This window comes from Nocardia sp. CA-084685 (assembly GCF_050955785.1).
Classification (GTDB): Bacteria; Actinomycetota; Actinomycetes; order Mycobacteriales; family Mycobacteriaceae; genus Nocardia.
Genome location: NZ_CP192094.1, coordinates 453,999 through 479,601 on the forward strand (window position 1 = coordinate 453,999; position 25,603 = coordinate 479,601).

General features: G+C 65.3%; 24 protein-coding genes and 1 pseudogene. 11 read left to right on the forward strand and 14 right to left on the reverse strand.

Annotated features, from left to right (window positions below; translation table 11 throughout):
* The first annotated feature begins 18 nt into the window (after positions 1–18).
* A complete protein-coding gene (locus ACQP2U_RS01990) occupies positions 19–867 on the forward strand; it encodes an ion transporter (protein ID WP_433713107.1) in 849 nt (282 codons plus the stop codon).
* On the opposite strand, the gene ACQP2U_RS01995 is transcribed toward ACQP2U_RS01990, so the two are convergent.
* From ACQP2U_RS01995 to ACQP2U_RS02010, 4 genes are all read right to left on the reverse strand, one after another.
* Entirely contained in the window at positions 845–2,056 is a 1,212-nt protein-coding gene (locus ACQP2U_RS01995) for a low temperature requirement protein A (protein ID WP_433713108.1), read from the reverse strand. The two genes, ACQP2U_RS01990 and ACQP2U_RS01995, sit on opposite strands and share 23 nt — an antisense overlap.
* A gap of 36 nt (positions 2,057–2,092) precedes the next feature.
* The gene (locus ACQP2U_RS02000) at positions 2,093–2,551 is read right to left on the reverse strand and encodes an SRPBCC family protein (protein ID WP_433713109.1); all 459 of its coding nucleotides are present in this window, start codon (positions 2,549–2,551) and stop codon (positions 2,093–2,095) included.
* A 304-nt stretch (positions 2,552–2,855) separates the two neighbouring features.
* Complete coding sequence (locus ACQP2U_RS02005; protein ID WP_040686020.1) at positions 2,856–3,044, reverse strand: DUF1918 domain-containing protein; 189 nt, start codon at positions 3,042–3,044, stop codon at positions 2,856–2,858.
* Between the two features lie 30 nt (positions 3,045–3,074).
* A complete protein-coding gene (locus tag ACQP2U_RS02010; protein WP_433713111.1) occupies positions 3,075–3,695 on the reverse strand; it encodes a TetR/AcrR family transcriptional regulator in 621 nt (206 codons plus the stop codon).
* Positions 3,696–3,752: 57 nt separating this feature from the next.
* Here ACQP2U_RS02010 and ACQP2U_RS02015 point away from each other — a divergent pair, with 57 nt between their 5' ends.
* Positions 3,753–4,328 carry a dihydrofolate reductase family protein gene (locus ACQP2U_RS02015; protein WP_433713112.1) on the forward strand — a complete coding sequence of 192 codons (576 nt, stop codon included), beginning with the start codon at positions 3,753–3,755 and terminating at the stop codon, positions 4,326–4,328.
* A gap of 29 nt (positions 4,329–4,357) precedes the next feature.
* Complete coding sequence (locus ACQP2U_RS02020; RefSeq protein ID WP_433713113.1) at positions 4,358–4,933, forward strand: dihydrofolate reductase family protein; 576 nt, start codon at positions 4,358–4,360, stop codon at positions 4,931–4,933.
* 46 nt (positions 4,934–4,979) lie between these two features.
* Here ACQP2U_RS02020 and ACQP2U_RS02025 read toward each other — a convergent pair whose 3' ends face one another.
* Positions 4,980–5,219, reverse strand: coding sequence for a hypothetical protein (locus ACQP2U_RS02025; RefSeq protein ID WP_433713115.1), 240 nt, complete (start codon positions 5,217–5,219; stop codon positions 4,980–4,982).
* 36 nt (positions 5,220–5,255) lie between these two features.
* Between ACQP2U_RS02025 and ACQP2U_RS02030 the strand changes: the two genes are divergently transcribed.
* Positions 5,256–5,552 (forward strand): hypothetical protein, encoded by a 297-nt coding sequence (locus tag ACQP2U_RS02030; RefSeq protein ID WP_433713116.1) that lies wholly within the window; start codon positions 5,256–5,258, stop codon positions 5,550–5,552.
* Positions 5,553–5,804: 252 nt separating this feature from the next.
* Positions 5,805–6,110 carry a helix-turn-helix domain-containing protein gene (locus tag ACQP2U_RS02035; RefSeq protein WP_433713117.1) on the forward strand — a complete coding sequence of 102 codons (306 nt, stop codon included), beginning with the start codon at positions 5,805–5,807 and terminating at the stop codon, positions 6,108–6,110.
* Here the strand turns inward: ACQP2U_RS02035 and ACQP2U_RS02040 are convergent.
* On the reverse strand, positions 6,107–6,514 hold the full coding sequence (locus ACQP2U_RS02040; RefSeq protein ID WP_433713118.1) for a secondary thiamine-phosphate synthase enzyme YjbQ: 408 nt from the start codon (positions 6,512–6,514) through the stop codon (positions 6,107–6,109). The two genes, ACQP2U_RS02035 and ACQP2U_RS02040, sit on opposite strands and share 4 nt — an antisense overlap.
* 401 nt (positions 6,515–6,915) lie before the next feature.
* On the opposite strand from ACQP2U_RS02040, the gene ACQP2U_RS02045 reads away from it, so the two are divergent.
* Both ACQP2U_RS02045 and ACQP2U_RS02050 read left to right on the forward strand, forming a co-directional pair.
* Entirely contained in the window at positions 6,916–8,181 is a 1,266-nt protein-coding gene (locus ACQP2U_RS02045; protein ID WP_397037609.1) for an aspartate kinase, read from the forward strand.
* Positions 8,182–8,260: 79 nt separating this feature from the next.
* Positions 8,261–9,295: an aspartate-semialdehyde dehydrogenase gene (locus ACQP2U_RS02050; protein WP_433713119.1), complete on the forward strand. Its 1,035-nt coding sequence runs from the start codon at positions 8,261–8,263 to the stop codon at positions 9,293–9,295.
* Positions 9,296–9,347: 52 nt separating this feature from the next.
* Here ACQP2U_RS02050 and ACQP2U_RS02055 read toward each other — a convergent pair whose 3' ends face one another.
* The gene (locus ACQP2U_RS02055) at positions 9,348–10,091 is read right to left on the reverse strand and encodes a helix-turn-helix domain-containing protein (RefSeq protein ID WP_433713120.1); all 744 of its coding nucleotides are present in this window, start codon (positions 10,089–10,091) and stop codon (positions 9,348–9,350) included.
* Positions 10,092–10,161: 70 nt separating this feature from the next.
* Between ACQP2U_RS02055 and ACQP2U_RS02060 the strand changes: the two genes are divergently transcribed.
* A complete protein-coding gene (locus ACQP2U_RS02060) occupies positions 10,162–11,133 on the forward strand; it encodes an alpha/beta fold hydrolase (protein WP_433713121.1) in 972 nt (323 codons plus the stop codon).
* A gap of 293 nt (positions 11,134–11,426) precedes the next feature.
* Here ACQP2U_RS02060 and ACQP2U_RS02065 read toward each other — a convergent pair whose 3' ends face one another.
* Positions 11,427–11,990 (reverse strand): TetR/AcrR family transcriptional regulator, encoded by a 564-nt coding sequence (locus tag ACQP2U_RS02065; protein WP_433713123.1) that lies wholly within the window; start codon positions 11,988–11,990, stop codon positions 11,427–11,429.
* 94 nt (positions 11,991–12,084) lie between these two features.
* Between ACQP2U_RS02065 and ACQP2U_RS02070 the strand changes: the two genes are divergently transcribed.
* Positions 12,085–12,504, forward strand: a complete 420-nt coding sequence (locus ACQP2U_RS02070) for a nuclear transport factor 2 family protein (RefSeq protein ID WP_433713125.1) — start codon at positions 12,085–12,087, stop codon at positions 12,502–12,504.
* A gap of 66 nt (positions 12,505–12,570) precedes the next feature.
* Complete coding sequence (locus ACQP2U_RS02075; protein ID WP_433713126.1) at positions 12,571–13,482, forward strand: aminotransferase class IV; 912 nt, start codon at positions 12,571–12,573, stop codon at positions 13,480–13,482.
* 342 nt (positions 13,483–13,824) lie between these two features.
* Here the strand turns inward: ACQP2U_RS02075 and ACQP2U_RS02080 are convergent, their stop codons facing one another.
* Positions 13,825–15,174: a serine hydrolase domain-containing protein gene (locus ACQP2U_RS02080; protein WP_433713127.1), complete on the reverse strand. Its 1,350-nt coding sequence runs from the start codon at positions 15,172–15,174 to the stop codon at positions 13,825–13,827.
* Positions 15,175–15,479: 305 nt separating this feature from the next.
* Positions 15,480–16,709: an APC family permease gene (locus ACQP2U_RS02085; RefSeq protein WP_433713128.1), complete on the reverse strand. Its 1,230-nt coding sequence runs from the start codon at positions 16,707–16,709 to the stop codon at positions 15,480–15,482.
* A gap of 453 nt (positions 16,710–17,162) precedes the next feature.
* Here ACQP2U_RS02085 and ACQP2U_RS02090 point away from each other — a divergent pair.
* Positions 17,163–17,534 (forward strand): annotated as a pseudogene (locus ACQP2U_RS02090) (catalase-related domain-containing protein); the annotation flags it as partial.
* Between the two features lie 617 nt (positions 17,535–18,151).
* On the opposite strand, the gene ACQP2U_RS02095 reads toward ACQP2U_RS02090, so the two are convergent.
* The 4 genes from ACQP2U_RS02095 to ACQP2U_RS02110 form a co-directional block, all read right to left on the reverse strand.
* Positions 18,152–19,390: an FAD-dependent monooxygenase gene (locus ACQP2U_RS02095; RefSeq protein ID WP_433713129.1), complete on the reverse strand. Its 1,239-nt coding sequence runs from the start codon at positions 19,388–19,390 to the stop codon at positions 18,152–18,154.
* A 90-nt stretch (positions 19,391–19,480) separates the two neighbouring features.
* Positions 19,481–21,214 carry an allophanate hydrolase gene (atzF, locus tag ACQP2U_RS02100; RefSeq protein ID WP_433713130.1) on the reverse strand — a complete coding sequence of 578 codons (1,734 nt, stop codon included), beginning with the start codon at positions 21,212–21,214 and terminating at the stop codon, positions 19,481–19,483.
* On the reverse strand, positions 21,211–24,852 hold the full coding sequence (gene uca, locus ACQP2U_RS02105; RefSeq protein ID WP_433713132.1) for an urea carboxylase: 3,642 nt from the start codon (positions 24,850–24,852) through the stop codon (positions 21,211–21,213). Before uca ends, atzF begins: the two co-directional genes overlap by 4 nt.
* The gene (locus ACQP2U_RS02110; protein ID WP_433713133.1) at positions 24,849–25,571 is read right to left on the reverse strand and encodes a GntR family transcriptional regulator; all 723 of its coding nucleotides are present in this window, start codon (positions 25,569–25,571) and stop codon (positions 24,849–24,851) included. Before ACQP2U_RS02110 ends, uca begins: the two co-directional genes overlap by 4 nt.
* Between the last annotated feature and the right edge of the window lie 32 nt (positions 25,572–25,603).

Here is a 25,603-nt window from a genome sequence, read left to right on the forward strand (position 1 = left end):
CGTCGAAGGGATCCTCACGTGGCAACTCCAACCAGGCCGACCACACCCGGCCTCGACGAAGGGCCGAAGCTGGATTTTCCGCGCAAGCCGCCGGCGCTGTGGTCGGATTTGGTAATGCTGGCGCTGGCCGTCGTCTCGGTCGTGCTGGTCACCTGGGTCACCTTCTTCGACGTATCCGCGCACACCTACCGCGTGATCGTGGTGATCGACTACTCGGTATGCGCGGTATTCGCCGTCGAATTCCTGTGGCGCTGGCGCCGTGCGGGCTGGCCGTGGACGTTCCCGTTCATCTACTGGTACGAAGTGCTCGGCATGATCCCGGTGACCAGCCCGTTCTTCCGCGGATTCCGCTTGCTACGGATCGTGGTGATCGCGGTGCGCGTCGGCCGTGTGGTCGACCGGGCGCTGGGCGATCGGGTGACCGCCGCGGTGGTGAACCGCTTCGTGACGACCATCGTCGAAGTCATCAAGCGCCCGATGACGATCGCGATCCTGGATGAGGTCGCGCATGTACTGCGCGCCGGCCACTACACCCGCAATATCGCGGCGGCGCTGGAGGAGAACCGCGCCGAAATGGACGAGATGATCCTCGAACTCATCAAGAACGATCCACAGGCCGGACGGGTCCGCTACATCCCGTTCCACGACGAGATCATCCGACTCGTCGCCGACACCACATTTCGCATCTTCTTCCAGGTACTGGCCGATCCCCGCACCGATGAACTGGTCTCGGACATGATCCGTGAGAACGTGGATCAGATCCGAGACGCGGTGCACGCCGGGGTGCGCGTCGGGCCCTCACACGTAGGCCCGACGCCGCACGAAAAGACCGTGCGTTACCACCTCAACCGTGTGCCGCGTGCCTGATCTCATCGCGCGGCTGCGCGTAACGCATTGTCTCCCAGACGATCAGCAGTACCAGCACACCGCACAGCAGCCCCAGTGACGCCAGCGCGGGCAGTGCGCAGGCGGCCGGGATCAGCGCGAGCAGCACTACCGCGGCCACCAGTCGCGGCACCGTGACGCTCCCGGTCGCGTACTGCTTGAACCCGACCAAGGCGATCAGATACAGCACCACACCGCCGTAAAGCGCGAACAGCGGTATCCCGGACAGTGCGTCTTTCAGGTTGTGCGCCGATGCGTCGCCGACGTAGTAGAGCACCTTCTTCAGTCCGAGAGAGAGTCCGATGACCCCGGCGATCAGCGGGAAATGCCAGAAGGTGTAGGAGTTTCGGGCGATCTTGATCTGCCGCTCGCCTTGGGCCCGCTGCAGCTCGTGCTCCACCGACAGCGCCGCCACATCGAAGTACGCCCACCACAGCAGGCCCGAAACCGCGAGACCGAGTAGAGATCCGACCGCGATCGGCCACGAGATCGGCAGTCCGGCAACGCCGATGCCGATCGAGACGATCGATTCACCCAGCGCCACAATGGTGATCAGCCCGTAGCGTTCGGAGAAATGGCTGGCCGAGTTCAATCGCCAGTCCTCGCCCGCCAGCAGGGTCCACCCCATATCGCCGACGATCGCGGCGATCCACAGCACGATCTGCGCCGTCCCGGCTGTCATGGCGGCGATGACGAGCAGGGTGGTTCCGATGGTGATGGAACCGAGACTCCAGCGCAGCACCTGGGTGCGCAGTTGCGAATCCTCGGCGCTGGCCAGCACGAACATGGCCAGATGTACCAGCCGCACAATCAGATACGCAATCGCGAAGACCAGCGGACCGTACCAGCCACCGGGCGCATCGTCGAAGGCCTCCGGAATGGTGAGCGCAGCCAGGAAACCGCCGCCCATCGCGACGAACATGGCCACCCGTGCGATGCCCTCGTCCGCGCGCACCACATTGCCCAGCCAGGAGTAGGCGATCCACAGCCACCACATGACTGCGAGTACCAGCACTGCGCGCAGCATGTTCTTGGCGCTGGTGTCGTGTGCGACCAAGCCGGTGACCATGGTGAACGCGAAGACGAGCACCAGGTCGAAGAACAATTCGAGCTGCGTTACCGACGCATCTTCGGCCGTTGGCAGCAGGCGTGCCCGTTTGGAACCGATCATGTTCACATCGTCGCATCCGGATGCGACAGGTGCGTTCTACACGGCCTGATAGTTTTCGTTTTCGGTGAAGCCCTCGGCGAACTCGATGAAGTTCTGTACGACGGCCTCGTTCGAGCGGCGCATGGTCCGTTTCACCAGCATGCCCGGAATGGGGATCGGGATGTAGAGCTCGACGTGGTACCAGACATCGGTGCCACCCTCGCCCTCGGTGACCTCGAACCAGCCGCCGCCCTTCACCCCTTCGGTGCTGTCGGTGACTTCCCAGGAGGAGCGCGTCTCGGTCCATTCGTACTCCAGGACCTGCAGATCCGACCGGCCCATGAGTTCGGCTTTGACGAATACCCGACGCGGTCGCAGCTCGTCGTCGCGGCTGGCGACCCGGGCATCGCTGTAGGAGGTCGACCAGTCCGGGAGCATCTCGACCGCGGCCAGCGCATCCATTACCTGCTGGGGATCGGCGTCGACGACGAAACGGATATCGGTCTTTGTACGCATTCCATACCTCCGCCCCCGCCCAACTACATCGGCAAATTGTGCCCAGTGACACATTCGCAAGTCAACTGAGCGGGCAGTGCCCGAAGCCACATCGGCCGCATATCTCGGGGGTATCACGGTCGATTATGTACGGCGAGAACAAGTTACGGTTCAGTATTTTCGAACGAACCGCGATTTCGGCGGATCCAGTGGACTGACCGTCGGAGCGTCGGGGGCGTAAGTCGATCGTGCGCAAGGTATTCGCGTCCGCGGCTGGGCATGAGGTAACGGGCCCGCGGCGAGCGGGCCCGCTTGGTGCCGGGGCTCAGTGCGGCGTGGGTTCGATGATCGCGTCCGGACCTGGGTAAACGAGCGATTCGTGCCCGTCATCGAACCGCACCACATACGGCGGTGCGCCCTGAGGCCCGCGGACTTCGACGATTTCGCCGTGGCGATCACTCTGTCCCACAACGTGGCCGTGCACGAGGAGCCGGTCTCCGACATTCGCCATCATCGCCCCATTATCGAATGGCGGTGACGTGCGTCACAAGGGTTCCCCGTACGACACGGCGTTTCGCTCGGCGCCGACGAGTCGATCGACCGCGGTCTCGATCAGTTCCTGGCTCTGCGCCTCGGTGAAGATTCCCGGCAGTGTGAGCCGATCCACGATCAGCCAATTCAGCGCCAGATACAACAGCATCACCGATTTTTCGTCGCCGGGCAGTCCGGCCTCGAGGTGGTTGCGCACGTTGAAATCGAGATCCGCGCGCACGGCCTCGGTCATGACCGCGCGCAGTTCCGGTCGCCGCGTCGCCTCCAGGCGCAGCTCGAGCATGGCCAGGTAGCCGGTGCGGAACGCCTCGATGCGACCGGCCGTCTCCCGCATCAGCTCGGTGATATGCGCCCGCGTCTTCGGGCCCGTCGCGAGGTCGGCCATGGTTGCCGCGCTCGGCGTCAGGCGTTCGTAGAATCGCCCGCCGGTCTGGGTCAGCAGGTCATCGCGGTTGGTGAAGTAATTCGACGCCGTACCCGCGGGCACCCCGGCCTCCTTGTCCACCGCGCGGAAGGTGAGCCCACGCGCGCCCTCCTTCGCCAAAACCTCGAGCGCCGCATCGAGCAGCGCTTGCCGCCGCTCCGGATTCGTCCGCACTTGACACCACTCCATCTGTAGTACTATCTTCAAACCACTTCACTTAGAGTACAACGGATCAGGCGGTATGCAATGCGAAAACTCGTTTACTACGTAGCCGTCTCGCTCGACGGCTACATTGCGGGTCCGGCCGGGGAGTACGACTTCTATCCGCTCGACGCCGAGATGACGGCATGGAGTACAGCCCAGTACCCGGAGTTCGTACCGACTCACGTGCGGCCCCACGTCCGGATGGCGGCGGATGAACCGAATAAGCGGTTCGACACCGTGCTGATGGGCCGCGGGAGCTATGAGCCCGGGCTGTCCGAGGGTGCCACCAGCCCGTATGCGCATATGCGGCAGTACGTCATTTCGAGCACCCTCGGCCCGGTCGATGATCCGCAGGTGGAGGTGGTCGCGAGCGATCCGGTCGGCTTGGTGCGGCGACTGAAGGCCGAGCCGGGCGGCGATATCTGGTTGTGCGGCGGCGGCAAGCTGGCCGGGGCGCTGCTCGACGAACTCGACGAGATGATCGTCAAGAGCTATCCCGTGGTCGCGGGCGGCGGCATATCCGCCTTCTCGGGTGCGTTCAATCCGACCCTGTTCACACCGACCGAGCGCCGCGAGTTCGGCAACGGCGCCCAGGTCACCTGGTTCTCCCGGACCTGACGATCCAGCACCACGAAAGAGGTAGTTCTATGCGAAAACTCGTCTACTTCGTCGGCATGTCCCTCGACGGCTACATCGCGGGGCCCAATGACGACATCAGCTTCTATCCGGTCGGCGACGACATGTGGGACTGGCTGAAGGCACAGTATCCGGAGACGCTCCCGACCCATATCCGCCCGCATATCGGTCTGGCGGTCGATGCGCCGAATCGGAAGTTCGACACCCTGATCATGGGCCGCGGAACCTACGATCCGGGCCTGGCCATCGGCTTGACCAGCCCGTATGCGCATATGCGGCAGTACGTCGTCTCGAGTTCCATCGGCCGCATCGATGACCCGACTGTCGAACTGGTCGACAGCGATCCGGTCGGCCTGGTGCGCCGTCTGAAGCAGGAGGACGGAATGGATATCTGGCTCGCCGGGGGCGGCAAGCTCGCCGCACAACTGCTCGGCGAGATCGATGAGCTCGTCATCAAGAGTTATCCAGTGGTGGCAGGGACCGGAACCCCGGCCCTCGCGGGTGAGTTCAACCCGACCTTGTTCGCACCCACCAAACGCACCGAATTCGGAAACGGCACGCAGGTCACCTGGCTGACCAGGGCCTGAGGACCGGTGCCGTGGCGGCGGCGTGCCGCCACGGCACCGGACACCTTCACCCGATCCTGTCGTAGACCCGCACGATCGCACCGGAATCGGTGGTGGACAGATCGGCGAGCGACCAGCTGGAGCCCGCGGTAACGGGCCTGATCCGGCGCGGCGACCGCGCCATCGCCTCCTCCGCACTCGGCTGGCTCGCACTGGCGACCGCGTACTCCGGCGCGCTGGGACGCGCCATCGAACTCGCGGAACAGGCGGTGAGCACCGCGACACCGCTGCGCGACTTCCATCGCATCGCACTGGCTCGCACCGCACTCGCCGAAATCCTGCTGTGGCAGGCAGTTCCGAGGCGGCTCGCGCGGCGCTCGCCCCGATCGATCGACTTGTCGAGGGAGCGCAGACGCCACCGTTCGTCCCCGGCTGGGAGCGGGTGCACGCCCTGCTCGAACTCGACGCCGGACGACCGGTCGAAGCGGTGTCCTGGTGTCGGCGTGAAGGCCGTTGGCGGCAGCCGCCTTCCGATGATCAATTGACTCCGTGGACGCGGCTGGTACTCGCCCGTGCGCTGCGTGAATCGGCGGCGGCGGATTCGGCCGATCTGCTGACCGGTTATCGGCCACACCGCTGACCACGGCCCTGCCGTCCCTACACGCCGCTGTCCTCGAGCAGCGGGCATTGCCGGCTCCGGATACCGAGCAGGAAATGCGGATGCACCACGAGGCCTTGCGCATTCGAGACGAGCACGGCCTGGTGCTCGCATGTGCGGACAGTCTGGTGGCCCTAGCAGCTGTGGCGCTGCGACGTGAGTCGTTCGAGACGGCGGGCCTGCTGTTCGACGCGGCCGAGCGGGCCCGCGCGGACGCGCCGATCGGTTGTGCGCGTGGATATTCCCGACGACCCGCGGCTGCTGGAATACCTCGAGCGCGGCCGCACCACGTCGTTGCGCGAGACGGTCGACTACATCACCCGCCGCCGAGGTAAACGCAACCGTCCCGATTCCGGCTGGGAAAGCCTCACGCCCACTGAACGTTCCGTGGTCGAACTCGCCGCCTCCGGCTTGACTAATCCGGAGATCGCCGCCCGCCTGTTCATCAGTCGTGGCACCGTGAAAACGCACCTGGCCCACGTCCACGCCAAACTCGGGATCGCCAATCGCACCGAACTCGCCCGCCTAGCGCCGGATTAACCGCGCAGAAACGACAGGCGCACTTGCCGATCCGGGTTGTCCACATTGAGATCGACCATCGCGATCGACTGCCAGGTACCCAAGGTCAGCGCACCGCCGATGACCGGCACGGTGGCATAGGGCGGGATCAGTGCGGGCATCACGTGGGAGCGGCCGTGCCCGCGTGAGCCATGGGCGTGCCGCCAGCGATCATCGGCGGGCAGCAGATCGCGCAATGCGGCGAGCAGGTCGTCATCGCTGCGCGCCCCGAGTTCCATAATCGCGATCCCGGCCGTGGCGTGCGGCACGAAGATGTGCAGCAATCCGTCCTCGCCCGCGTCGCGCGCGAACGACGCGCACTGCGGGGTGATGTCGTACACAACCTCGGACCGTCCCGTGGTCACCTCGATCACCGTGCTCTTCATGAGCTACATCGTCCTCCTCGCGCTCAGTCGGTGTGCTGCGCCCGCGCACGGATCTCTCGTCGAGCCGGTTGAACGACACTGCCCCGAACTACTGCGCAAGCACCTCGTCCCGCGGTATTCGAGCCGATTTGCGGACCTGACGCGAGCTCGGATGGCGTCGATCGAGCACGGGTGCGCGATTGCGGGTCGAGTTAACATGGTTGATGTATCAACACGCGCAGTGTCGCCCCCTCCCGGATGGCGAGAACCGCCGAAGTCAGCTAGCAGATTCGGCCCAGTTCGAGTACCGAAGGGCCCCTTCGGTACTGGCGGGCTGAGGAGGTAGGAACAAATCCGCTGGGCCGCGGCCGGTACGCTGGGGTGCTGTTAGCAGCTGATTGTCGATCTTGGAGGACCCTGTCGTGGCTCTCGTGGTTCAGAAGTACGGAGGATCCTCGGTGGCAACCGCCGAGCGTATCCGGCGCGTCGCTGAACGGATCGTCGAGACGAAGAAGCAGGGCCACGACGTGGTGGTCGTCTGCTCGGCCATGGGCGATACCACCGACGAGCTACTGGACCTGGCGCAGCAGGTGGCGCCGGCGCCGCCGGCGCGGGAAATGGACATGTTGCTCACCTCGGGTGAGCGCATCTCCAATGCGCTGGTCGCCATGGCCATCCATTCGCTCGGCGCCCAGGCTCGCTCGTTCACCGGCTCGCAGGCGGGTGTGATCACCACCGGATCGCACGGTAACGCCAAGATCATCGACGTCACCCCGGGCCGGGTGCGCGCGGCGCTGGACGAAGGTCTGGTCGTGCTGGTCGCGGGTTTCCAGGGCGTCAGTCAGGACAGTCGCGACGTCACCACACTCGGACGCGGCGGTTCCGACACCACCGCGGTAGCACTGGCCGCGGCGCTGGAGGCCGACGTCTGCGAGATCTACACCGATGTGGACGGCGTCTTCACCGCCGACCCGCGGATCGTGCCCGACGCCCAGCAGCTCCAGCAGGTCTCCTATGAGGAGATGCTCGAGCTCGCGGCCTGCGGCGCGAAGGTACTCATGCTGCGCTGCGTGGAATACGCGCGCCGCTACAACGTTCCGGTGCATGTGCGCTCGTCCTACACCGACAAGCCCGGCACCTACGTCTACGGATCGATGGAGGACATCCCCTTGGAGCAAGCAATCCTCACGGGCGTCGCGCACGACCGCAGCGAGGCCAAGGTGACCGTGGTCGCACTGCCGGACGAACCTGGCTACGCCGCCAAGGTTTTCCGCGCGATCGCCGACGCGGAGATCAATATCGATATGGTTCTGCAGAACATTTCCAAGGTCGAGACGGGCAAGACCGATATCACCTTCACCCTGCCCAAGACCGAGGGCGCGCGTGCGGTGGAGATGCTGACCAAGCGTCAGGCCGAAATCGGTTTCTCGCAGGTGCTCTACGACGACCACATCGGCAAGGTTTCCCTCGTCGGCGCGGGTATGAAGAGCCATCCGGGCGTCACCGCCACCTTCTGTGAAGCGCTGGCGAACGCGGGTGTGAATATCGACCTCATCTCCACCTCCGAGATCCGGATCTCGGTGCTGGTCAAGGACACCGAACTGGACGAGGCCGTGCAGGTGCTGCACAAGGCCTTCGATCTGGGCGGCGACGAGGTCGCCGTCGTCCACGCGGGAACAGGACGCTGAACTTGGCCGGGTCGAGCGCGGAGGCGGTAGCGCAGCGTACCCACGCAGCGCTCCCGGTCGAGTCGAAAGGGGCACAGTCATGGGTGTACGGGTAGGAGTCGTCGGCGCGACCGGACAGGTCGGAGCCGTCATGCGAAAACTGCTGGAAGAGCGCAACTTCCCGGTCGATGAGGTGCGTTTCTTCGCCTCGGCCCGCTCGGCGGGTAAGACCCTGCCGTGGCGCGGCGGAGAGATCGTCGTCGAGGACACCGAGACCGCCGACCCGACCGGCCTGGACATCGCGTTGTTCTCCGCTGGCGCCACCATGTCGCGCGTGCAGGCCCCACGTTTCGCGGCGGCCGGTGTCACCGTGATCGATAATTCGTCGGCCTGGCGAAAGGATCCCGAGGTCCCGCTGGTCGTCAGCGAGGTGAACCCGGAGCAGACCCGGAATCTGGTCAAGGGCATCATCGCCAACCCGAATTGCACGACCATGGCCGCGATGCCGGTGCTCAAGCCGCTGCACGATGCGGCTGGTCTGCAGCGGCTGATCGTTTCGAGCTACCAGGCTGTCTCGGGCAGCGGCCTGGCCGGTGTCGAGGAGCTGGCCTCCCAGGTGCGCGCTGTGGTCGACGATGCCGAAAAGCTGGTGCACGACGGCAGTGCGGTGCAGTTCCCTGCCCCGAACAAGTACGTCGCGCCGATCGCCTTCGATGTGATCCCGCTCGCCGGTTCGCTGGTCGAGGACGGCTCCTTCGAAACCGATGAAGACCAGAAGCTGCGCAACGAGAGCCGCAAGATCCTCGGTCTGCCCGAGCTGCTGGTCAGCGGCACCTGCGTGCGCGTCCCGGTCTTCACCGGCCACTCGCTGTCGGTGAATGCCGAATTCGCCGAACCGATTTCGGTCGAGCGCGCCAAGGAAATCCTCGCCAAGTCTCCCGGCGTCCAGCTCACCGACGTGCCGACTCCCTTGGCCGCCGCTGGTAAGGACGACTCTCTCGTCGGCCGCATCCGCCAGGACCCAGGCGTTCCGGAAGGCCGCGGCCTGGCGCTGTTCATCTCAGGTGACAATCTCCGAAAAGGTGCTGCCCTCAACACCATTCAAATCGCCGAAGTCCTGTTGGCTCAGCGCTGACCTGAACGGGCCGTTTCGATCGCGAGATCCGGACGGCCCGTTCGGTTTTCGGTCATCGAATATCGAATGTCACCGACGAGCTGAGTAGTTCGGTCAGCGACAGTCCGAACGTGCTTCGGAACGTTTCACTCAGATGTGACGGCGAGGCGAATCCGGCATCGGCGGCGCAGCGGGTGAGATCGTGTCCGGCGGACAGACTCGCGAAAACCATTCGCAGCCGGGCCCATTGGCGGTAGCGGCGGAATGTGGTGCCGGTGTGCGCGGCGAAGGTTCGTAGGAAGTGGGTTTCCGACATCCCGGCGGCTTCGGCGGCGTGTTCGGCGCGGATGTGCGTGGCCGGGTCGTCACGAATATCGCGCACGATCGCCTCGATGCGAGGGTCGATGGCCGACCGCGGAACCGATATCAGGCGCTCCAGTTCGGCGACACCGGCGCGGGCGGCGGTGATGAGGACAGCTTCGGCGCTCGGATCGACAGCCGCGGATTCGACGTTGCTACCCGACCCGGTGGTGACCCCGGCGATCATCGCGCTGCCGGGTTCGGCGAACAGCAATGCGATCCGGCCCTCCGAGACAATCCGGGCTGGCACCCGAGCCGGTATGAATACGCTGTGGGTGATGATCGCCACATCCGCCGCCGTCTCCACGGCGAACGGTCCGTCCAGGCTGAGGCCGAGATATGCGATCGACGTGGCATGCATCCCGACGCCCAGTTCCGGACCGAGATATCCGACATGGCCCGGCCGCGTCCATACCACCGGCGCACCGCAGGTTTGTGAAAGCGCGGTACCGGTCATATTCGTCAGGCTAATCGGTGACCGGCGCAATCAGCCGGTGCGAGCCGCGACGACAGGAAGATGAACGGATATGACAACCGAGGGAGCTGCCGCGAAGCCGAGCTGGCAGACCAGAGCCATCACCGCACTGTTGGCATCGCGCGGCCAGAAGCGGATGCTCGGCAGCGCGGAAGGGGTGCAAGCGGCGGTGCAAAAGCGCGACCGGCGCGTCAAAGAAGTCCGGGCCCCGGCCTTTCTACGCAAGACGGCGACCGTCACCCGGGATGATCTCGACGGTTGGCCCGTATTCCGGATAACGCCGACCGCCGGTCCCACCGACGTCAGTGTGGTTTTCCTGCACGGCGGCGGTTTCTTCGCCGAGATCGTGCGCCCGCACTGGAGTTTCGTCCGCGAACTCAGCGCCGCGATTCCGGCGCAGGTCGTGGTCCCGATCTATCCGCTGATCCCACATGGCAGCGCCGCGAATATGGTGGCCACTACCGCCGCGATAGTCACCCGCACGATCGAGCAGTGCGGCTCGGGGAAGACCGTGGTCATGGGAAATTCGGCAGGCGGTCTGCTGGCGCTGGCGGCAGCACATGCTGTGCGCGATCAGGGTGGGCCGCAACCATCGCGGGTCGTGCTGATCTCCGCCTGGATCGATGCCACCCTGTCCGACCCGGCACTCGCCGCGCTCGAACAGGTCGATCCGCTGCATCAGCGACCCGGGATGGCCGAGATCGCGCGACTGTACGCCGATGGCCTCGACCTCCGCGACCCCCGTATCAGCCCCCTGTTCGGTGCTATCGAAGGCCTGCCGCCCCTGACCGTCTTCTCCGGCACCCACGAAATGGTCTTGGCCGACGCCAGAGCCCTGACCAGCCGCGCCGAAGCCGCAGGCGTACCGGTCGACTACCACGAGGGCCCAGGACTGCCCCACAACTACGCACTCATGCCAAGCCCCGAAGGTCGCGCGGCCCGTAAGATCATCGTCGACGCCTGCCGCACTCCGCGCCACGGTCGGCCCGCCGTCACCGCCGACCGGCGCAACTCGAGCTGCTAACGCTTCTCGGGCGAGGCCCGCGCGGCAGGCGAGGTAGTAGCCATCGAACAGGCGCGGTCGCCTGCGCGTGGGCCGGATCCGGCCGGTGTCGGCGGACCGAACTCGGGATTCGGTCGATGTCGAACGGTGTGCCACCCCGAATCGACTGCCTGGCAGGCCATCCCCGATCGGACTCAGCTCGGTCAATGGTCTCGGACCACTGGTCGAAGTGGAGGCGCTCGCACCGACTGGTGTCATCGCGGTCGATCTGTATGGCCGGAGTTCTCGAGGCCGCGTCGGGCGGCCCGATTTGGTCAGTGGGGCCGTAGCCCGTCGAAGACGATCGCGAACGTGCGGCGGCGTTGCTCCGCGGTGGTATTCGTGGCGTTGGCGGCCAGGAAGGTGCCCTTCACGACACGCATGAGATCGTCGATATCGATATCGCGGCGCACTGCACCGGATTCTTGTGCACGCGTGAGTAACTCGGCGATGGCGGCGTTCAGAGCATAGGCGGGTTTGCGGTATTCGGGGGTGTCGGCGCCTACGGCTTCGGCTAGGTCGCGTTTGACGGTGCCCTCGGCGACCATGCGGTCGAGGAAGTCGAAGAAGGCTTTGCCCGGGTCGGCGGCGGTGGACAGTCCACGAGCGTAGGTGATCATGCGCTCGATGCGGTCCACGATCGCGGCTTCGAAGAGGGCTTCCTTGGTGGGGAAGTGGCGGTAGACGGTGCCCGCGCCGACGCCGGCGCGGCGGGCGATTTCGTCGAGCGGGACCGAGATGCCCTCAGCGGCGAAGGCCTCTTGGGCGGCGGCGAGTACACGGTCGCGATTGCGGCGCGCGTCGGCGCGCAGCGGGCGCGTTTCCTCGCGGTTTGTCATGAGGGCTGAGTTTACTGGAGGCATTGACAAGCGGGGCGATCGTTCCGGATGATAAGCGGGGTCAACGTTCCGCTTAATTGAAGCAGGTGTTTTCATGGTGGAGACTTCAGTGGAAAGCCCTCGTGAGCTGGTCGAACGGATGTTTCGCGAGCTGCCCGCTCGCGATGCCGACGCATTCGTCGAGTTGCTTGCCCCGGACGCGGTATTCGAGATTCCCTTCGTCATCGCCGGGATGCCGACCCGGCTCGTCGGGCGGGAGGAGATCCGGGCGCATCTCGCACAGCGCTGGTCCGGAATTTCGGGTATCGAGGTACACGGGATCTATCCACAGGTGTACGAAACAGCCGATCCCGAGGTGGTTTTCGTGGAGAACGAGGTGGATATGACGGTGCCCGGCGCGGAGCGGGCGCGAGTTCGTACCTCCGTCAATGTCGTTCGGGTGCGCGACGGCAAGGTCACGCTGTTCCGCGACTACATGGATACGGCGCGCTTCGCTCGGCTTGTGGACAATTGACCAGTCCGGCCCGGGCGGTCCGAAAATCCGTCGCTCCGCCCGGATGTCGACTGCTAGCCTGCGCCGATGGCGAATCCTTATCCACAGGTGTACTTCGGGGACCGGCTCATCGATGCGGAACGGGCGTCGGTCGCTGTCGCATCGTCGGCGGTGCTGTACGGCCTGAGTGTGTACACAGTTTTCCCGGTGCTTGTGGATGGATCGGCACGCACGGCATTTCGGCTCGACGACCATTTCCGGCGACTCGAGGAATCCTGCAAGATCATCGGCATCGACCGGTTCGCCGCCGAATGGGACTTCGCCCGATTCCGCACAGCGGTCACCGACCTGATCGCGGCCAATGTGCCGACCGAGGATGTATTCGTCCGCGCGACAGTGCATGTCGTCGAATCGATTCCGGGCACGCGGGTCCGCGGCTGCGCCATCCAGGTCAGCATTTTCGTCTACGACGCGGTGCCGATCGTGCCGCAGGATGGCATGCGGCTGAAATCCAGTCCGTGGCGGCGCATTCCGGACAATGCGATTCCATCGCGCGCGAAAGTCAACGGCGCATACGTCAATTCGGTGCTCGCCAAACAGGATGCCATCGACAGCGGCTACGACGACTGCATTTTCCTCGACGGCAACGGTCACGTCTGCGAACTCAGCGCGGCCAATATCTTCCTCGTCCGCAACGACACTCTGATCACCCCCGATGTGTCGTGCGACATCCTCGACGGCATCAACCGCCGAACCATCCTCACCCTCGCCGCCGAGGACGGCATCCCGATCGTCGAACGCACCATCGACCTGACCGAGCTCTACATTGCCGACGAAGTCTTCGTCACGGGCACCTCATCGGGCACCTCACCGGTCGCCGAAGTCGACGGCCGCCTGATCGCCGACGGTCGCCCCGGCCCCCTCACTCAAACCCTCCGCAAACGCCACGCCGCAGCCCTGCGCACCGACACCCACCACAACTGGCTTACCCTGCTCTGACGCACAAGCCGTCACCACCTCGCACAACGTCTACGGTGTCTACGGTGTGCGAGGTGGTCGTCTGGTCTGCGATACGCCCGTCTATCGCGACGGAGTGGATTCCCTTCGCTCGAGACGGCTCGTGGTGATCCCGGCGCACGCATATGCCGTGACCACCTCGCACAACGTCTACGGTCTGCGAAGTTGACACGTGTTGTGCGACGTGCTCGTTCCTGTGCGGCTGCGCGTCACAAGCGGTCGAGGGTTGCGAGGGTGCCGCGGAATAGTTCTACGTTGCCGTGCACGAATTTGTCGTCGCGCAGGGTGCGCAGGAAGGCGATATCCCTTTCTTCGGTGTGTGATTCAGTGGATGCCCGGTGTGCGCGGATCCGGACCGAGGCACACCAGAATGACGCATCCGGGTGCGGTATCGGCGAAGGGCGGCGCCAACGGATAGTTCAGGCAGCTGAAGACATTGCAGCCCGGATATGCGGCAGGTCCGACGCCGAAGACCGCGAGCAGCAGATTCGTATCCACGAACCGCCTCGGATCCAGACGCAGCGGCGGCTCCACATACGGACCGGGATCCGGCACCGGACGGACTTCGAAGGCCGCGAACAGCCGACGGAAGAATTCGTACGGCAGCTCCGCGGTGTTCTGCACAATTCCCGAAATGCCCTCGTTGCTGACATTTCCGAAGAATCCGGTCCACACCACCGTCAAATCCAGGCTCGGAATGATGAATACGTTCTGCAAGCCGAGTCCCGACATCGAGTAGATATCGGCGGGCAGGTAGTCGGCGGTTTCGGCGCATCCCGGTCCGATCCAGAACAGATAGCCGTAGCACTCGTTCGTCGCGGACGGTTGGCGTGCCTTGCGCAGGTACGTCCGCGAAACGATCTGCTGCCCGCCCCAGCTCCCGTTATTGCTCACCAGCAGCCCGAGTTTGGCGAAATCGTTCGGCGGGATCATCAGATGGGCGTATCCGTAGGTGTGCCCGGCGCGATCGCGCGCCCAGTAATAATCGCCGCGTTCGATACCGAGCGGATCGAAAAGCTCGCGCTGCGCGAACTGCTGCAGCGGTTCCCCGACGGCCAATTCGATGACATAGGCGAGCAGATCGACATTGCGCTGGCTGTAGCTGAATGCCGCGCCGGGCGGATTGTCCAAGGGCACCCCGAGCGCCTGCACGGCACTATTCGGATCGAGTGGAATCACCCCGGTGACACCCTCGGTGAGCACGCCCACCTTCATGCCGGAGGATTCGGTCAGCAGGTTCTCCACGGTGATCGACCGATGCTGCTCATCGCCGAGTCCGGGCGGCAGATATCGATCGATCCGTGCTGTGATATCGAGTTTCCCCTGGTCCCAGGCTATTCCGGCAAGCAGGGAAACGACGCTCTTCGTCGCACTCCAGATATTCCAGGCGACATTGCCGGTCTGGTCGTTCGTCGGCCCCTCGCCGATCAGGCAGTTGTGCCGGAACACCTGCACATTCAACCGATTACGCCCGCTCGCGAACTCCATTGCGTCGGTGAGCTGTCTCGAATCCAGTCCAACTTGTTCCGGCGCCGCCCGTTCCGGCTCCCGCCCGGACGACACACCACATGACAGCTGCTCGGTATACGCGGCGTGCGCACCTCCGGCGAAAACGCTTCCCACAACCAGCGATACCGCTGCGATTCCCGCCAGGAATCCGTAGATGCGCCCCATGCGCATGAGGCTATCGCGCCAGACCACGCCAGACCGGGCAACAGGCTGAATGCGTCTGGGGTCAATTGCCAACTCGGCGCACCGATCATCGTCATGACACATCGGTCGCGCGCCACACCCCATTCGATCGGCACGGGGCTGCTTCTGGGATGACGTCAATAGCGCGTCCGCACGGCGAACCAGTTTGCGTCCGTGGGCGAGGGCTGCGATGCCGGTCGGTTCGGGCGGGGTCGGCGAGTTTTCCGCACCGCGAATCAACTCGCGCCCGCGGTGTGGGCTGCGATTCCGTTCGGCTTCGGACGAGGTCAGCGAGGTGTCCGCACCGCGAACCACCCCGCGCCCACACCCAGGACTGCCAGTCCGCTCAACACCGAACCGAGCGGCAGTGACAGCCCGACAACCACGCACCCGACCGCGCCGACGTACGGCACCCAGCGTGGCGGACGATCCTCGGTCAGCGTCGCCGCCGAAACATTGGCGATCAGGTAATACACCAGCACCGTGAACGAGGAAACCCCGATGGCCGCACGCAGATCGAAGATCACCGCGATCACCGCGACCACCGCACCGACCGCCAACTCGGCCCGATGCGGCACACCGAAGCGCGCATGCACCGCGGCCAGCGCACCAGGAAGATATCTGTCGCGCGCCATCGCAAGCACTGTCCGCGACACCCCGAGTATCAGCGCGAGTAGCGATCCGGCCGCCGCCAACACCGCGCCAACCCGGACTATCGGGGCCAACCCAGAGACCCCCGCCGTCGAGACGACCCTGGCCAGCGGATCGATCGCATGCGCGAGCCCCGCCGACCCGAGTACCTCGAGCGCGGCCATTGCCACCAGCGCGTAGACCGCCAGCGCGAGCGCGAGCGCGATCATGATGGCTCGTGGAATCGTGCGTCGCGGATCGCGCACCTCCTCGCCGAGGGTGGCGATGCGGGCGTATCCCGCGAAGGCGAAGAACAGCAACCCCGCGGCCTGCAAGACTCCGCGCGGACCGATCCGGTCCGGCAAAGTCGTTGCGGCGGAGTGGTTTCCGAAAAATCCCACCCCGACGACCAGCGTCAGCACGGCCAGTACCGCTGCCACGATGATCCGAGTGGTCAGCGCCGATTTCTGCACGCCCGTGTAATTGATCGCGGTGATCGCGACAACCGCGGCGACCGCGACGACTCGCGAATGTTCCGGCCACGCATAGCCGCCCACGGTCAGCGCCATCGCGGCACACGATGCGGTCTTACCCGCGACGAAACCCCACCCGGCCAGATATCCCCAGAACGCACCGAGGCGCTCGCGTCCATACACATACGTCCCGCCCGATACTGGATATCGCGCCGCCAGCCGCGCCGAGGAGGTCGCATTGCAGTATGCGAGTAGTGCGGCCACCGCCAAGGCGAGCAGCAGCCAACGACCCGCCGCGCCCGCTGCGGGAGTGAGCGCGGCGAAGATGCCCGCACCCACCATTGATCCGAGCCCGATGACCACGGAGTCGGTGAGCCCGAGCCTGCGCCGCGGCGCGTCGCCGTGCGTTGCCATGACTGCATCATCGACCACGCCGCCCTCGACCACGAGTCGAGCGGCCCCGGAACTGAAAACGCCGCCAGGTGGTAAACCTGGCGGCGCTGAGTCGCCGGACGCCACGCCAGCGTCGCGACTCGAGTGCCGACGTCCCACAAGCGCCTCTCGGCGAGTGGTCGCTCGTAGCGACGAATGGGGTGAGGCCCGGGGCTGTCCGGACGCCGACAGAAGTGGTCAACGGTCCGCCGCCCGGATCTATTCCAAGGACTCGGATGTGATGCGCACCACGAAAACGTCCTGGCGTTCTCCTCCGGTTGCCCGAAAACGGGCCAACTCATCCCGAACGGCTATGGCGCGGGAGATGGCCCGATCGTCATCTACGGCAGGCCCCGACTCCCGATCAGAAAGTCTCGAAGTGCGCAGACGGCAGCTGCCTGCCGTGGCCACCGCCACATCTGCTGGCTGAGCAGGCTGCCTGTCTACGCGCCTAATTCGTTCGACGGCCCGCATGCCGATCCGGAGCGCGCACCTGATGGTGGCGTCTGGGAGTTCGAGCCGACGGCGGCGCGACGACAGTCGCCGGAGCCGACGGGGTGGGTGAGCGCTGTACGCGCGGACTATATCGAGCACGCCGAGGACGGCGACTTCACCCAGGCGGGCACCCTGGTCCGTGAGGTCTACGACGACGCGCAGCGAGATCGTCTGGTGGACAATATCGTTGGCCACGTGCTCGGCGGTGTGCGCGAGCCGGTGCTGTCGCGCGTCTTCGAATACTGGAGGAACGTGGACGCCGAACTCGGCAAGCGCGTCGAGGAAGGTGTCCGCGCCGGACTGGACGGCTGATAACTCAGGTCCGAAAACAGCTCCGCCCCTGACCATTTCGGTCGGAGGCGGAGCTTTTCGTTATGGGAAACCCACGGGCCTCATGGCTCGGAACTACAACAAGCCCCACCAATAGAGCAGGCAGGCCAGCACCCAGACAACCACGGTTTCCATCGCCGCTCCCATCCTCCTTGGCGCCCCTCATCCTCCATCATCCGCCGATTCGCGCCAACGCGCCGCAAACTTGTCGGGATCTTCCACAAATAACGCGACTACCTGCGGACTTTCTCCTGCAAGGTCTTCTTAAGTGCCCAACAAGCCCGCGACGGCATTGTTTGTGTCAACACCGCAACACAAGCCACCACCGGGGGTGGGGAACCGGACTCGACCTGTTCACGAGGGGTAACAGGTCGCGTTTCGGGGGTAGTGCCAGCCGGGCCGGTCCACGAGGGGTGACCGTCCCGGCTGGCGCTTTTATCGGGGGCAACCACTTCGGATGGCTCTTCCCGGAGCTGATCGGCGCATCGAGTCGCCGCTGCCGAAGGTAACCATTCGGTGCGCGCCGACGATCCCATCCAAGGGTGTATATGGCCGGGCCGGTTCACGAGGGGTGACCGGCCCGGCCGGGACTCGAGCGGTCAGCCGACCGGCTGGAGGGAATAGTCGGGCAGTTCGTAGCTCTGGGTCTTGGTGAGCATCTTCATCATGAGCGGTTTCATGACCTTGGTGGTCATCAGCCTGCTGACGAACAGACCCGCGCGGATGCCGAAGCGCGATTTGGGCGTCATCGACCGCAGGCCACCCGGCGGCAGTTCCTGTGCGGTGGCGACGAACGGCCGCAGCACCTCTTCGTAGCGGCTCAGCGCCTTCTCGGGATCGGTTGCGTGCGTGGCGATTTCACCGGCCAGTACGTACGCGCCGACCAGTGCCATCGCGGTGCCCTGTCCGGTGAGCGGCGAACCGCAGTAGCCCGCGTCGCCGAGCAGCACCACGCGGCCCTCGGACCAGTTCGGCACGTCGATGCGGGCCAATTCGTCGAAGTAGAAGTCATCGGCGGTGGCCATGGCATCGCGGACGGTGCTCGCGATCGTGCCGCCGTCGGCCAGTCGCTCGCTGATGAGCCGCTGCTGTGCCGCGATATCACGACGCAGCGCTGGATTCGCGGCGTCACGAATGACGACCAGTGCCTTGCAGGTGGCCGGATCGGCATCCGGACGCAATCCCACACCGGTCGCGCCGACCAGGGAATTCATCGCGATCCAGTGCGGCTCGGCATAGTCGGGCGTCGGCAGGGTGAAGAAGGACATGTAGCCGCCGAGGTAGGTGGAGAAATCTTCCTCTGGCCCGAAGACCAGGCGGCGGGTGGCGGAATGCAGGCCGTCCGCGCCGATCACGATGTCGAATCGCTCGGTGCCGCCGGAAGCGAAGGTGACATCCGCGCCCCCGCGGTCCTGACTGATCTCGGTAACCCATTCGCCGTAGCGATAGTCGACGCCGCCCGCCGCGTCGAGCAGATCCAGCAGTACCTGGTTCAGATCGCCACGGGTGATCTCGATCTCGGCGACCGCGCCCTTTCCCTCGAAGACCTCCGCGGCCATGCGCAGCAGTTCCTTGCCCTCGCTGTCCACGAAAACCATGCCGCGTTCATCCAATTGGGATTTGCGGATACCCGGCATGAGCCCCAACCGCTGCGCCACCTCGACGCTCGGACCGCGCAGGTCCACGGCCTGGCCGCCGGGGCGCGGCGCGGCCGCCCGCTCGACCACGGTGGCCCGGATGCCGGCCCGGAGCAGTTGCAGGGCAACGGCATTACCGCCGATGCCGCCGCCGCAGACGAGGACCCGCGGGCGGTTGGTGGCGGGGTTGGTGTTGCTCATGATCTGTTCCTCACTGGCTCGAATGTCTTGCACATATGTCTAACAAACTGATTGCACGTTTGTCTAGTACAAATGTGTAAGACGTTTGAGTCAGTTCTGGTTCTGCAGATAGGCCTTCCAGCCGCCGTGGGCGGTGATGTCGGTGGCGGATCGTGCGGCGTCGTAGGTGCACGCGAAGCCGATAACCGCACTTCCGTCGGATAATTCGATACTGGTCAGTGCCATCGGCGCGGGCAGCGCGGCGAGGAAGCGACCGAGTCCCGCCGCCGATACCCGGAAGAGCTCGCCGAGTATCGGCGCACCGAGTCCCGCGCCGTGGCGCACCAGTCCCGGTTTCGGGGGTGTGGTGTCCAGTGCGGTCAGGCGGTAGGCGTCGGTGGTGCGGATCTCGCCGGTGAACCGCGCGCCGATCTCCTCCAGCTGCCAATGCAGCGGCTGGCCGCGCAGGTGCGCGCCGAAGACGGCCAGTTCGACACCGTCTTCGACGAGCGTCGGAGCGTTGTCGGCGCCGAGGATGCGGGCGGCGATATCGACGGCGACCTGATCGGTGAAAGCGGGCGTCACGACCATCACGCCGAACGGTGCGCCGGTCGTGGTTGGTAGGCCGGGGACGGCGACGGCCGCCATATCCAGCAAGTTGCAGAAGTTCGTGAACGTGCCCATTCGGCGGTTGATGCCGAACGGATCCGCTTGTATCGCAGCGATACTCGGATGTTCAGTGGTCGTCGGCAACAGCAGTCCGGCGAATCCCCGCAACGTCTCGGTTGCCGCGGTCTTCGCCTTCGCGAGGGTATCCAGATCGGCCGCGAATCCGGGGCCGGTCGTGGCTCGCGCGGCATTGATGATCGCCGTCACGGTGGGATCGGCACTCGCCGGTGCGGTTTCGAGGAACGCACCGACGGCCGCATAGCGTTGCGCGACGATCGCGCCATCGTAGAGCAGGAGTGCGGCGTCGAGCATTCCGGAGATATCGACCTCTTCGGTCGTGATCCCGGCACCCTGCATCGCGGATACGGTGCGGGCGAACGCATCTCGGTACAAGTCGCTGAGTGCGGCGAGATCCGCGGCGCGCGGGATGGCCAGCCGGATGGTCTGCGGCGCGGACAGCGGTACATCGGCGGGCCAGGACCGGCTGCGCGGATCCCGCGGCTCCGGTCCGGCCATGATTGCGGCTGCCGCGACCGCGCGGTCGAGGTCCGTAGCGAAGACCGTCACGGCGTCGTAGTCCACACATGCGGGGACCACACCGTGCGCGGGAATGATCCCCAACGTGGCCTTGATACCGACGATTCCGTGCAGCGCCGCCGGGACGCGTCCGGAACCCGCTGTGTCCGTTCCGATTCCGATATCCGCGATACCCAACGCCACGGCGACCGCCGATCCGGAACTGGACCCGCCGGAGACCAATTTCGGATCGTGCGCGTGGCGAACCGCGCCGTATGGGCTGCGGGTACCGACGAGCCCGGTTGCGAACTGATCCAGATTCGTCTTGCCGAGAACCACTGCCCCCGCCGCGACCAGGCGCTCGACCGCTGCCGCGGTGACCTCGGCGGTGTAGGCGAATTCGGGACAGGCCGCGGTGGTAGGCAGTCCCGCGACATCAATATTGTCCTTGACCGCGACCAATACCCCTGCCAGTGGCAAGGATTCACCCGCCGCGACCCGTTGCTCGACGGTCGCGGCCTCGGCGGCGACATCGGCCTTGGCGCGCAGCGTGATCCACACCTCTGGCCGATCGACCTCGGCGATCCGCCGATACGCGGCGGCGACCCGTGCGGTGGGGGTGCCATGGACTTCGGTATTGCCTAGGACGCCTGAGGTCATTCGGTGGCTCCGATCACTGCTAGCGGGGTTCCCGGTTCCACTTTCGCGCCTGGTGTGGCCAGCACTTTCAGTACCGTGCCGGTGCCCGGGCTGTGCACCGGCAGTTCGAGTTTCATCGCCTCCAGGATGGCCACCGGATCGCCCGCGCCGAGGCGCTGGCCCACCTCGACTTCCACCCGCCAGACATTGCCGATCATCGGTGCGGTGACCACCGTCGCATCCGGCGGTAATCCGGCCAGCGGGTCCGTCACTGGTTCCGGCGCATTCTCGACGATCGCGAGCTGCTCGAATTCCCCTGCGGCGCGCCAGGCTTGCTTTTCCGCCTCGAAGGCGATGGCCTGCTTTGTCTCGAATTCCGCTATGGCTCCCGCGTTTTCGGCGAGCAGCCGCAGATGGTCCGCAAGTGCGAAGGAGCCATCGCTGACCTCGGCGTCGAAACGGCCCGCCGCGGCGGCGGCGCGCTGTTCGAGCAACTGCTCGGGTGTCACCGTCTCCCAGACGATGCGGTCGAAGAATCGGAACAGCCACGGGGTGCCGGTTTCGAACGGCGCGGATTGCCGGTAGCTGGACCAGATCGGGACCGTCCGGCCGATCAACTGGTAACCGCCCGGTGATGCCATGCCGTATACGCAGAGGTACTTGCCGCCGATACCGACCGCATCCGATGGCGTCCAGGTGCGTGCCGGGTTGTACTTGGTGGTGACCAACCGATGTCGCGGATCGAGCGGAACAGCAAGCGGCGCACCAAGATAGACGTCACCCAGGCCGAGCACCAGATATTCGGCGTCGAACACCGCGGCACGCACGTCCGCGACGCTGTCGAGTCCATTGATGCGGCGGATGAATTCGGTATTCGAGGGCAGCCACGGCGCGGTATCGCGGACCCCGCTGCGATATCGATCGATGGCCTGGGTGATCGAGGGATCATCGAACGAGAGCGGCAATCGAATCGTGCGACTGGGCACCACGAGGTCATGGGTTGCGGGCAGTTCGGATTCCAGATCGGTCAGCGTGCCGAGCAGCCGATACTGCGGCAGCACCTCGGGATCGAAATGGATATGCAGTGATCGTACACCCGGCGTCACATCGACGATGCCGGGCAGACCGCTGTCCGCCAATGCCTCGGCGAGTGCGTGCACCCGCATACGCAGACCGAGATCCAGCACCATCTCGCCGTATTCGACCAGGATATTGTCATCGCCGCCGCGCAAATAGGCGACTCGCGGACGAGCCGCACCCGCCGCGACGGTGCCGAGGACGCCGCGATCATCCAGCCCGACCGACGCGCGGGAACCGGCGAACACCGTCGTTGGGGCGTCGGCCTTGGCGCGAGCGGCATTCGAACGCCGCAGCGCCGTGGCCCGGTCATCGTCGACGGGGACGAAGTGGACGGTATCGCCGGGACGCAACTGGCCGAGCTTCCATCGATGCGCCGAGATGACGGTGAGCGGGCAGGCGAAGCCGCCGAGGCTCGGACCGTCCGGACCGAGCAGGATCGGGGTGTCACCGGAGACATTCAATGTTCCGATGCTGTACGGGTTGTCGTGCAGATTCGACGGATGCAGGCCCGCATCGCCGCCGTCGGTGCGCGACCAGGTCGGCTTGGGCCCCTCCAGCCGGATACCGGTGCGATTGGCGTGACTGCCGACTTTCCAAGGGTGCGAATAGAATTGATCCATATCCGCATCGGTGAAATAGGCGGGCGTGGTTTGCGGTCCAATGCCGACGGCGAGTTGCCAGACATGTGTGAACTCGGGTCGTTCGTCGAGCGGAACATCCTGCGGCTCAGCGAGTTCGGGCCGATCCCTGACGATTCCGAGCACATCTCCCGCGACAATGGCTTTACCGGTGCTGCCGCCGAAACCGCCGAGCGTGAAGGTAGCGGCGCTGCCGTGATAGAGCGGCGCATCGATGCCACCGCGCACCGCGAGGTAGGTGCGCAGTCCGGCGTCCGACGGTGCGCTGATATCGAGTACCGACTCGGCCGGGATGGTCACCGGCTGCCACATCGGGACCGGATGTCCATCCACGGTGACCGGCGTCGAAGCACCCGTCACGCACACCACGGTCGGATCGGCGAAACGCAGCCGGGGACCCTGGAGCGTGCATTCCAGCGCGGGTACACCGGATGGGTTGCCGACGGCGATATTGGCCAGCATGAAAGACAGATCATCCATCGGACCCGACGGCGGAATTCCGACCTGCCACAACCCGATTCGACCGGGATGATCCTGGATCGTTGTCATCGTGCCACCGCGCAGCACATCGATGCGATGGCTGGCAGGGCGGATGTCGGCAAGCGTGGTCGTGACATGGTCCGCATCGAGCACTATGGAATCGGCGCTCGCCGCACGTAACTGTGCAAGATTGGTTTGGACCCCGTAGATCCTGGTCGCGGCCAGCGCATCGCGCAATCCCGCGAAGGCGGCCTCTCGGGTGGTCCCCGCCGCGATCACCTTCGCGAGCAGCGGGTCGTAATACGGACTGACCTCGGTGCCCGTTGCGACCCAGGTATCGACCCGAACCGCGGTGTCCACCGGAAACGTAGCCGAAGTGATCAGCCCGGCGCTCGGTCGGTAATCGTGTCCCGGGTCCTCGGCATAGACCCGCGCCTCCACGGCCCATCCGCTGATCACCGGTCCGGTCTCCGGCAGTGCGTCGACCATCGAGCTGTCTCCACCCGCCAGCCGCAGCATCCACTCGACCACATCGATCCGGGTGATCGCCTCGGTCACCGGATGCTCGACCTGCAACCGGGTATTCATTTCCAGGAACGAGGCCGCACCGCGCTCGAGGTCGTAGACGAATTCCACCGTGCCCGCCGATCGGTACCCGACCGACCTGGCCAACTCCCGCGATGCCGCGAGCAACCGCTCCGACAGCTCCGGCGCGAGTCCGGGTGCGGGCGCTTCCTCCAGCACCTTCTGATTGCGCCGCTGCAGCGAACAATCCCTGGTGCCGAGGCTCACCACACGTCCGTCACCGGCACCGAACAACTGCACCTCGATATGCCTGGCCCGCGCCACGAACCGCTCCAGGAAGACACCGGTCGAGGAGAAATTCGTCGCGGCCAAACGCTGCACCCGCGCATACGCCGACCGCAGTTCATCGGCATTTTCGCAGGCCTGCATGCCGATACCACCGCCACCACCGACGGCCTTGAGCATTACTGGATAGCCGATGCTTCCGGCCTCGGCAACCGCGTGCTCGACCGATTCGAGTAGCCCGGTACCCGGAAGCAGTGGCGCCCCAACGGTTTCGGCTGCTTCGCGCGCAGTGTGCTTATCGCCGAAGATGCGCAATTGCTCCGGCGTCGGCCCAACGAAGGCGATCCCGGCATTTGTCACCGCCTCGGCGAAATCCGCATTCTCCGAAAGGAATCCGTATCCGGGATGAATCGCGCCCGCACCCGTCGAGAGCGCGGCCTCGATCACCCGGTCCGCGCGCAGGTACGACTCCGCGGCCGGGCTCGGCCCCAGATGCACCGCGACATCGGCGATTTCGACATGTGCCGCACCGACATCGGCGTCGGAGTACACGGCGACGGTCTTCAGTCCGAGCGCACGTGCCGTTCGCATGATCCGGCAGGCGATTTCGCCGCGATTGGCGACCAGAACCGTATCGAATTCCAGTGTCACCGAGAAGCTCCCTGTTCAGTTGCCAAGGACATCGCGGCAATGGCCCGCGTGACCCGATCGAGAACGACATCGAGCGATTCGCCGATGTGGGTGTGCAGCAGTCGATATGCCAGCGGAAGATTCTGTGCCAGCACGGCATCCAGAATTCCCAGATGCTCGGCAATGGTGGCCTCGATCCGGTTGTTGACCATGAAGTCGTACATCCGCACATGCCGGATCCGCGAATTCACCGCCTTCAGCGAACGCACCAGCTCGGCATTGCCCGCCGCCGTCAGCAGCGTGACGTGGAACTCCTCGTCACGTACCACGAAACCGGGCTCCTGCTCGGGCGGATCCGCCCGCAGGGCCAGCCATGCCTCCCGTTCGGCCGCCAGCAACGCATGATCGTGCGCGACCGCCGGATTATCGATGGCGCGCTGAATTCCGCTGAGCTCCAAGGTGATTCGCAGCTCGTACAGGTCGCGGATCAACGGAATACTCGGCCGCACCGGAGTGAAACCGTATTCCTCCCGCTGCAAAAGCCCGTCCGAGCACAGCATGGTCAGCGCCTCCCTGACCGGTGTCCGTGAGATACCGAACCGGGTGGACAGCTTGGGCTCGGTCAGCCGCTCACCGAATCGGATATCACCGTTCATCAACTCGCCGCGCAAAGTCGTATAAACAACGTCCCGCAGCGGCCGCCCCGCCGCATCCGCCAGTGTGGCCACCCGTGTCGACATGGATGTATACGCTATGGACCTCGCATTTCGTC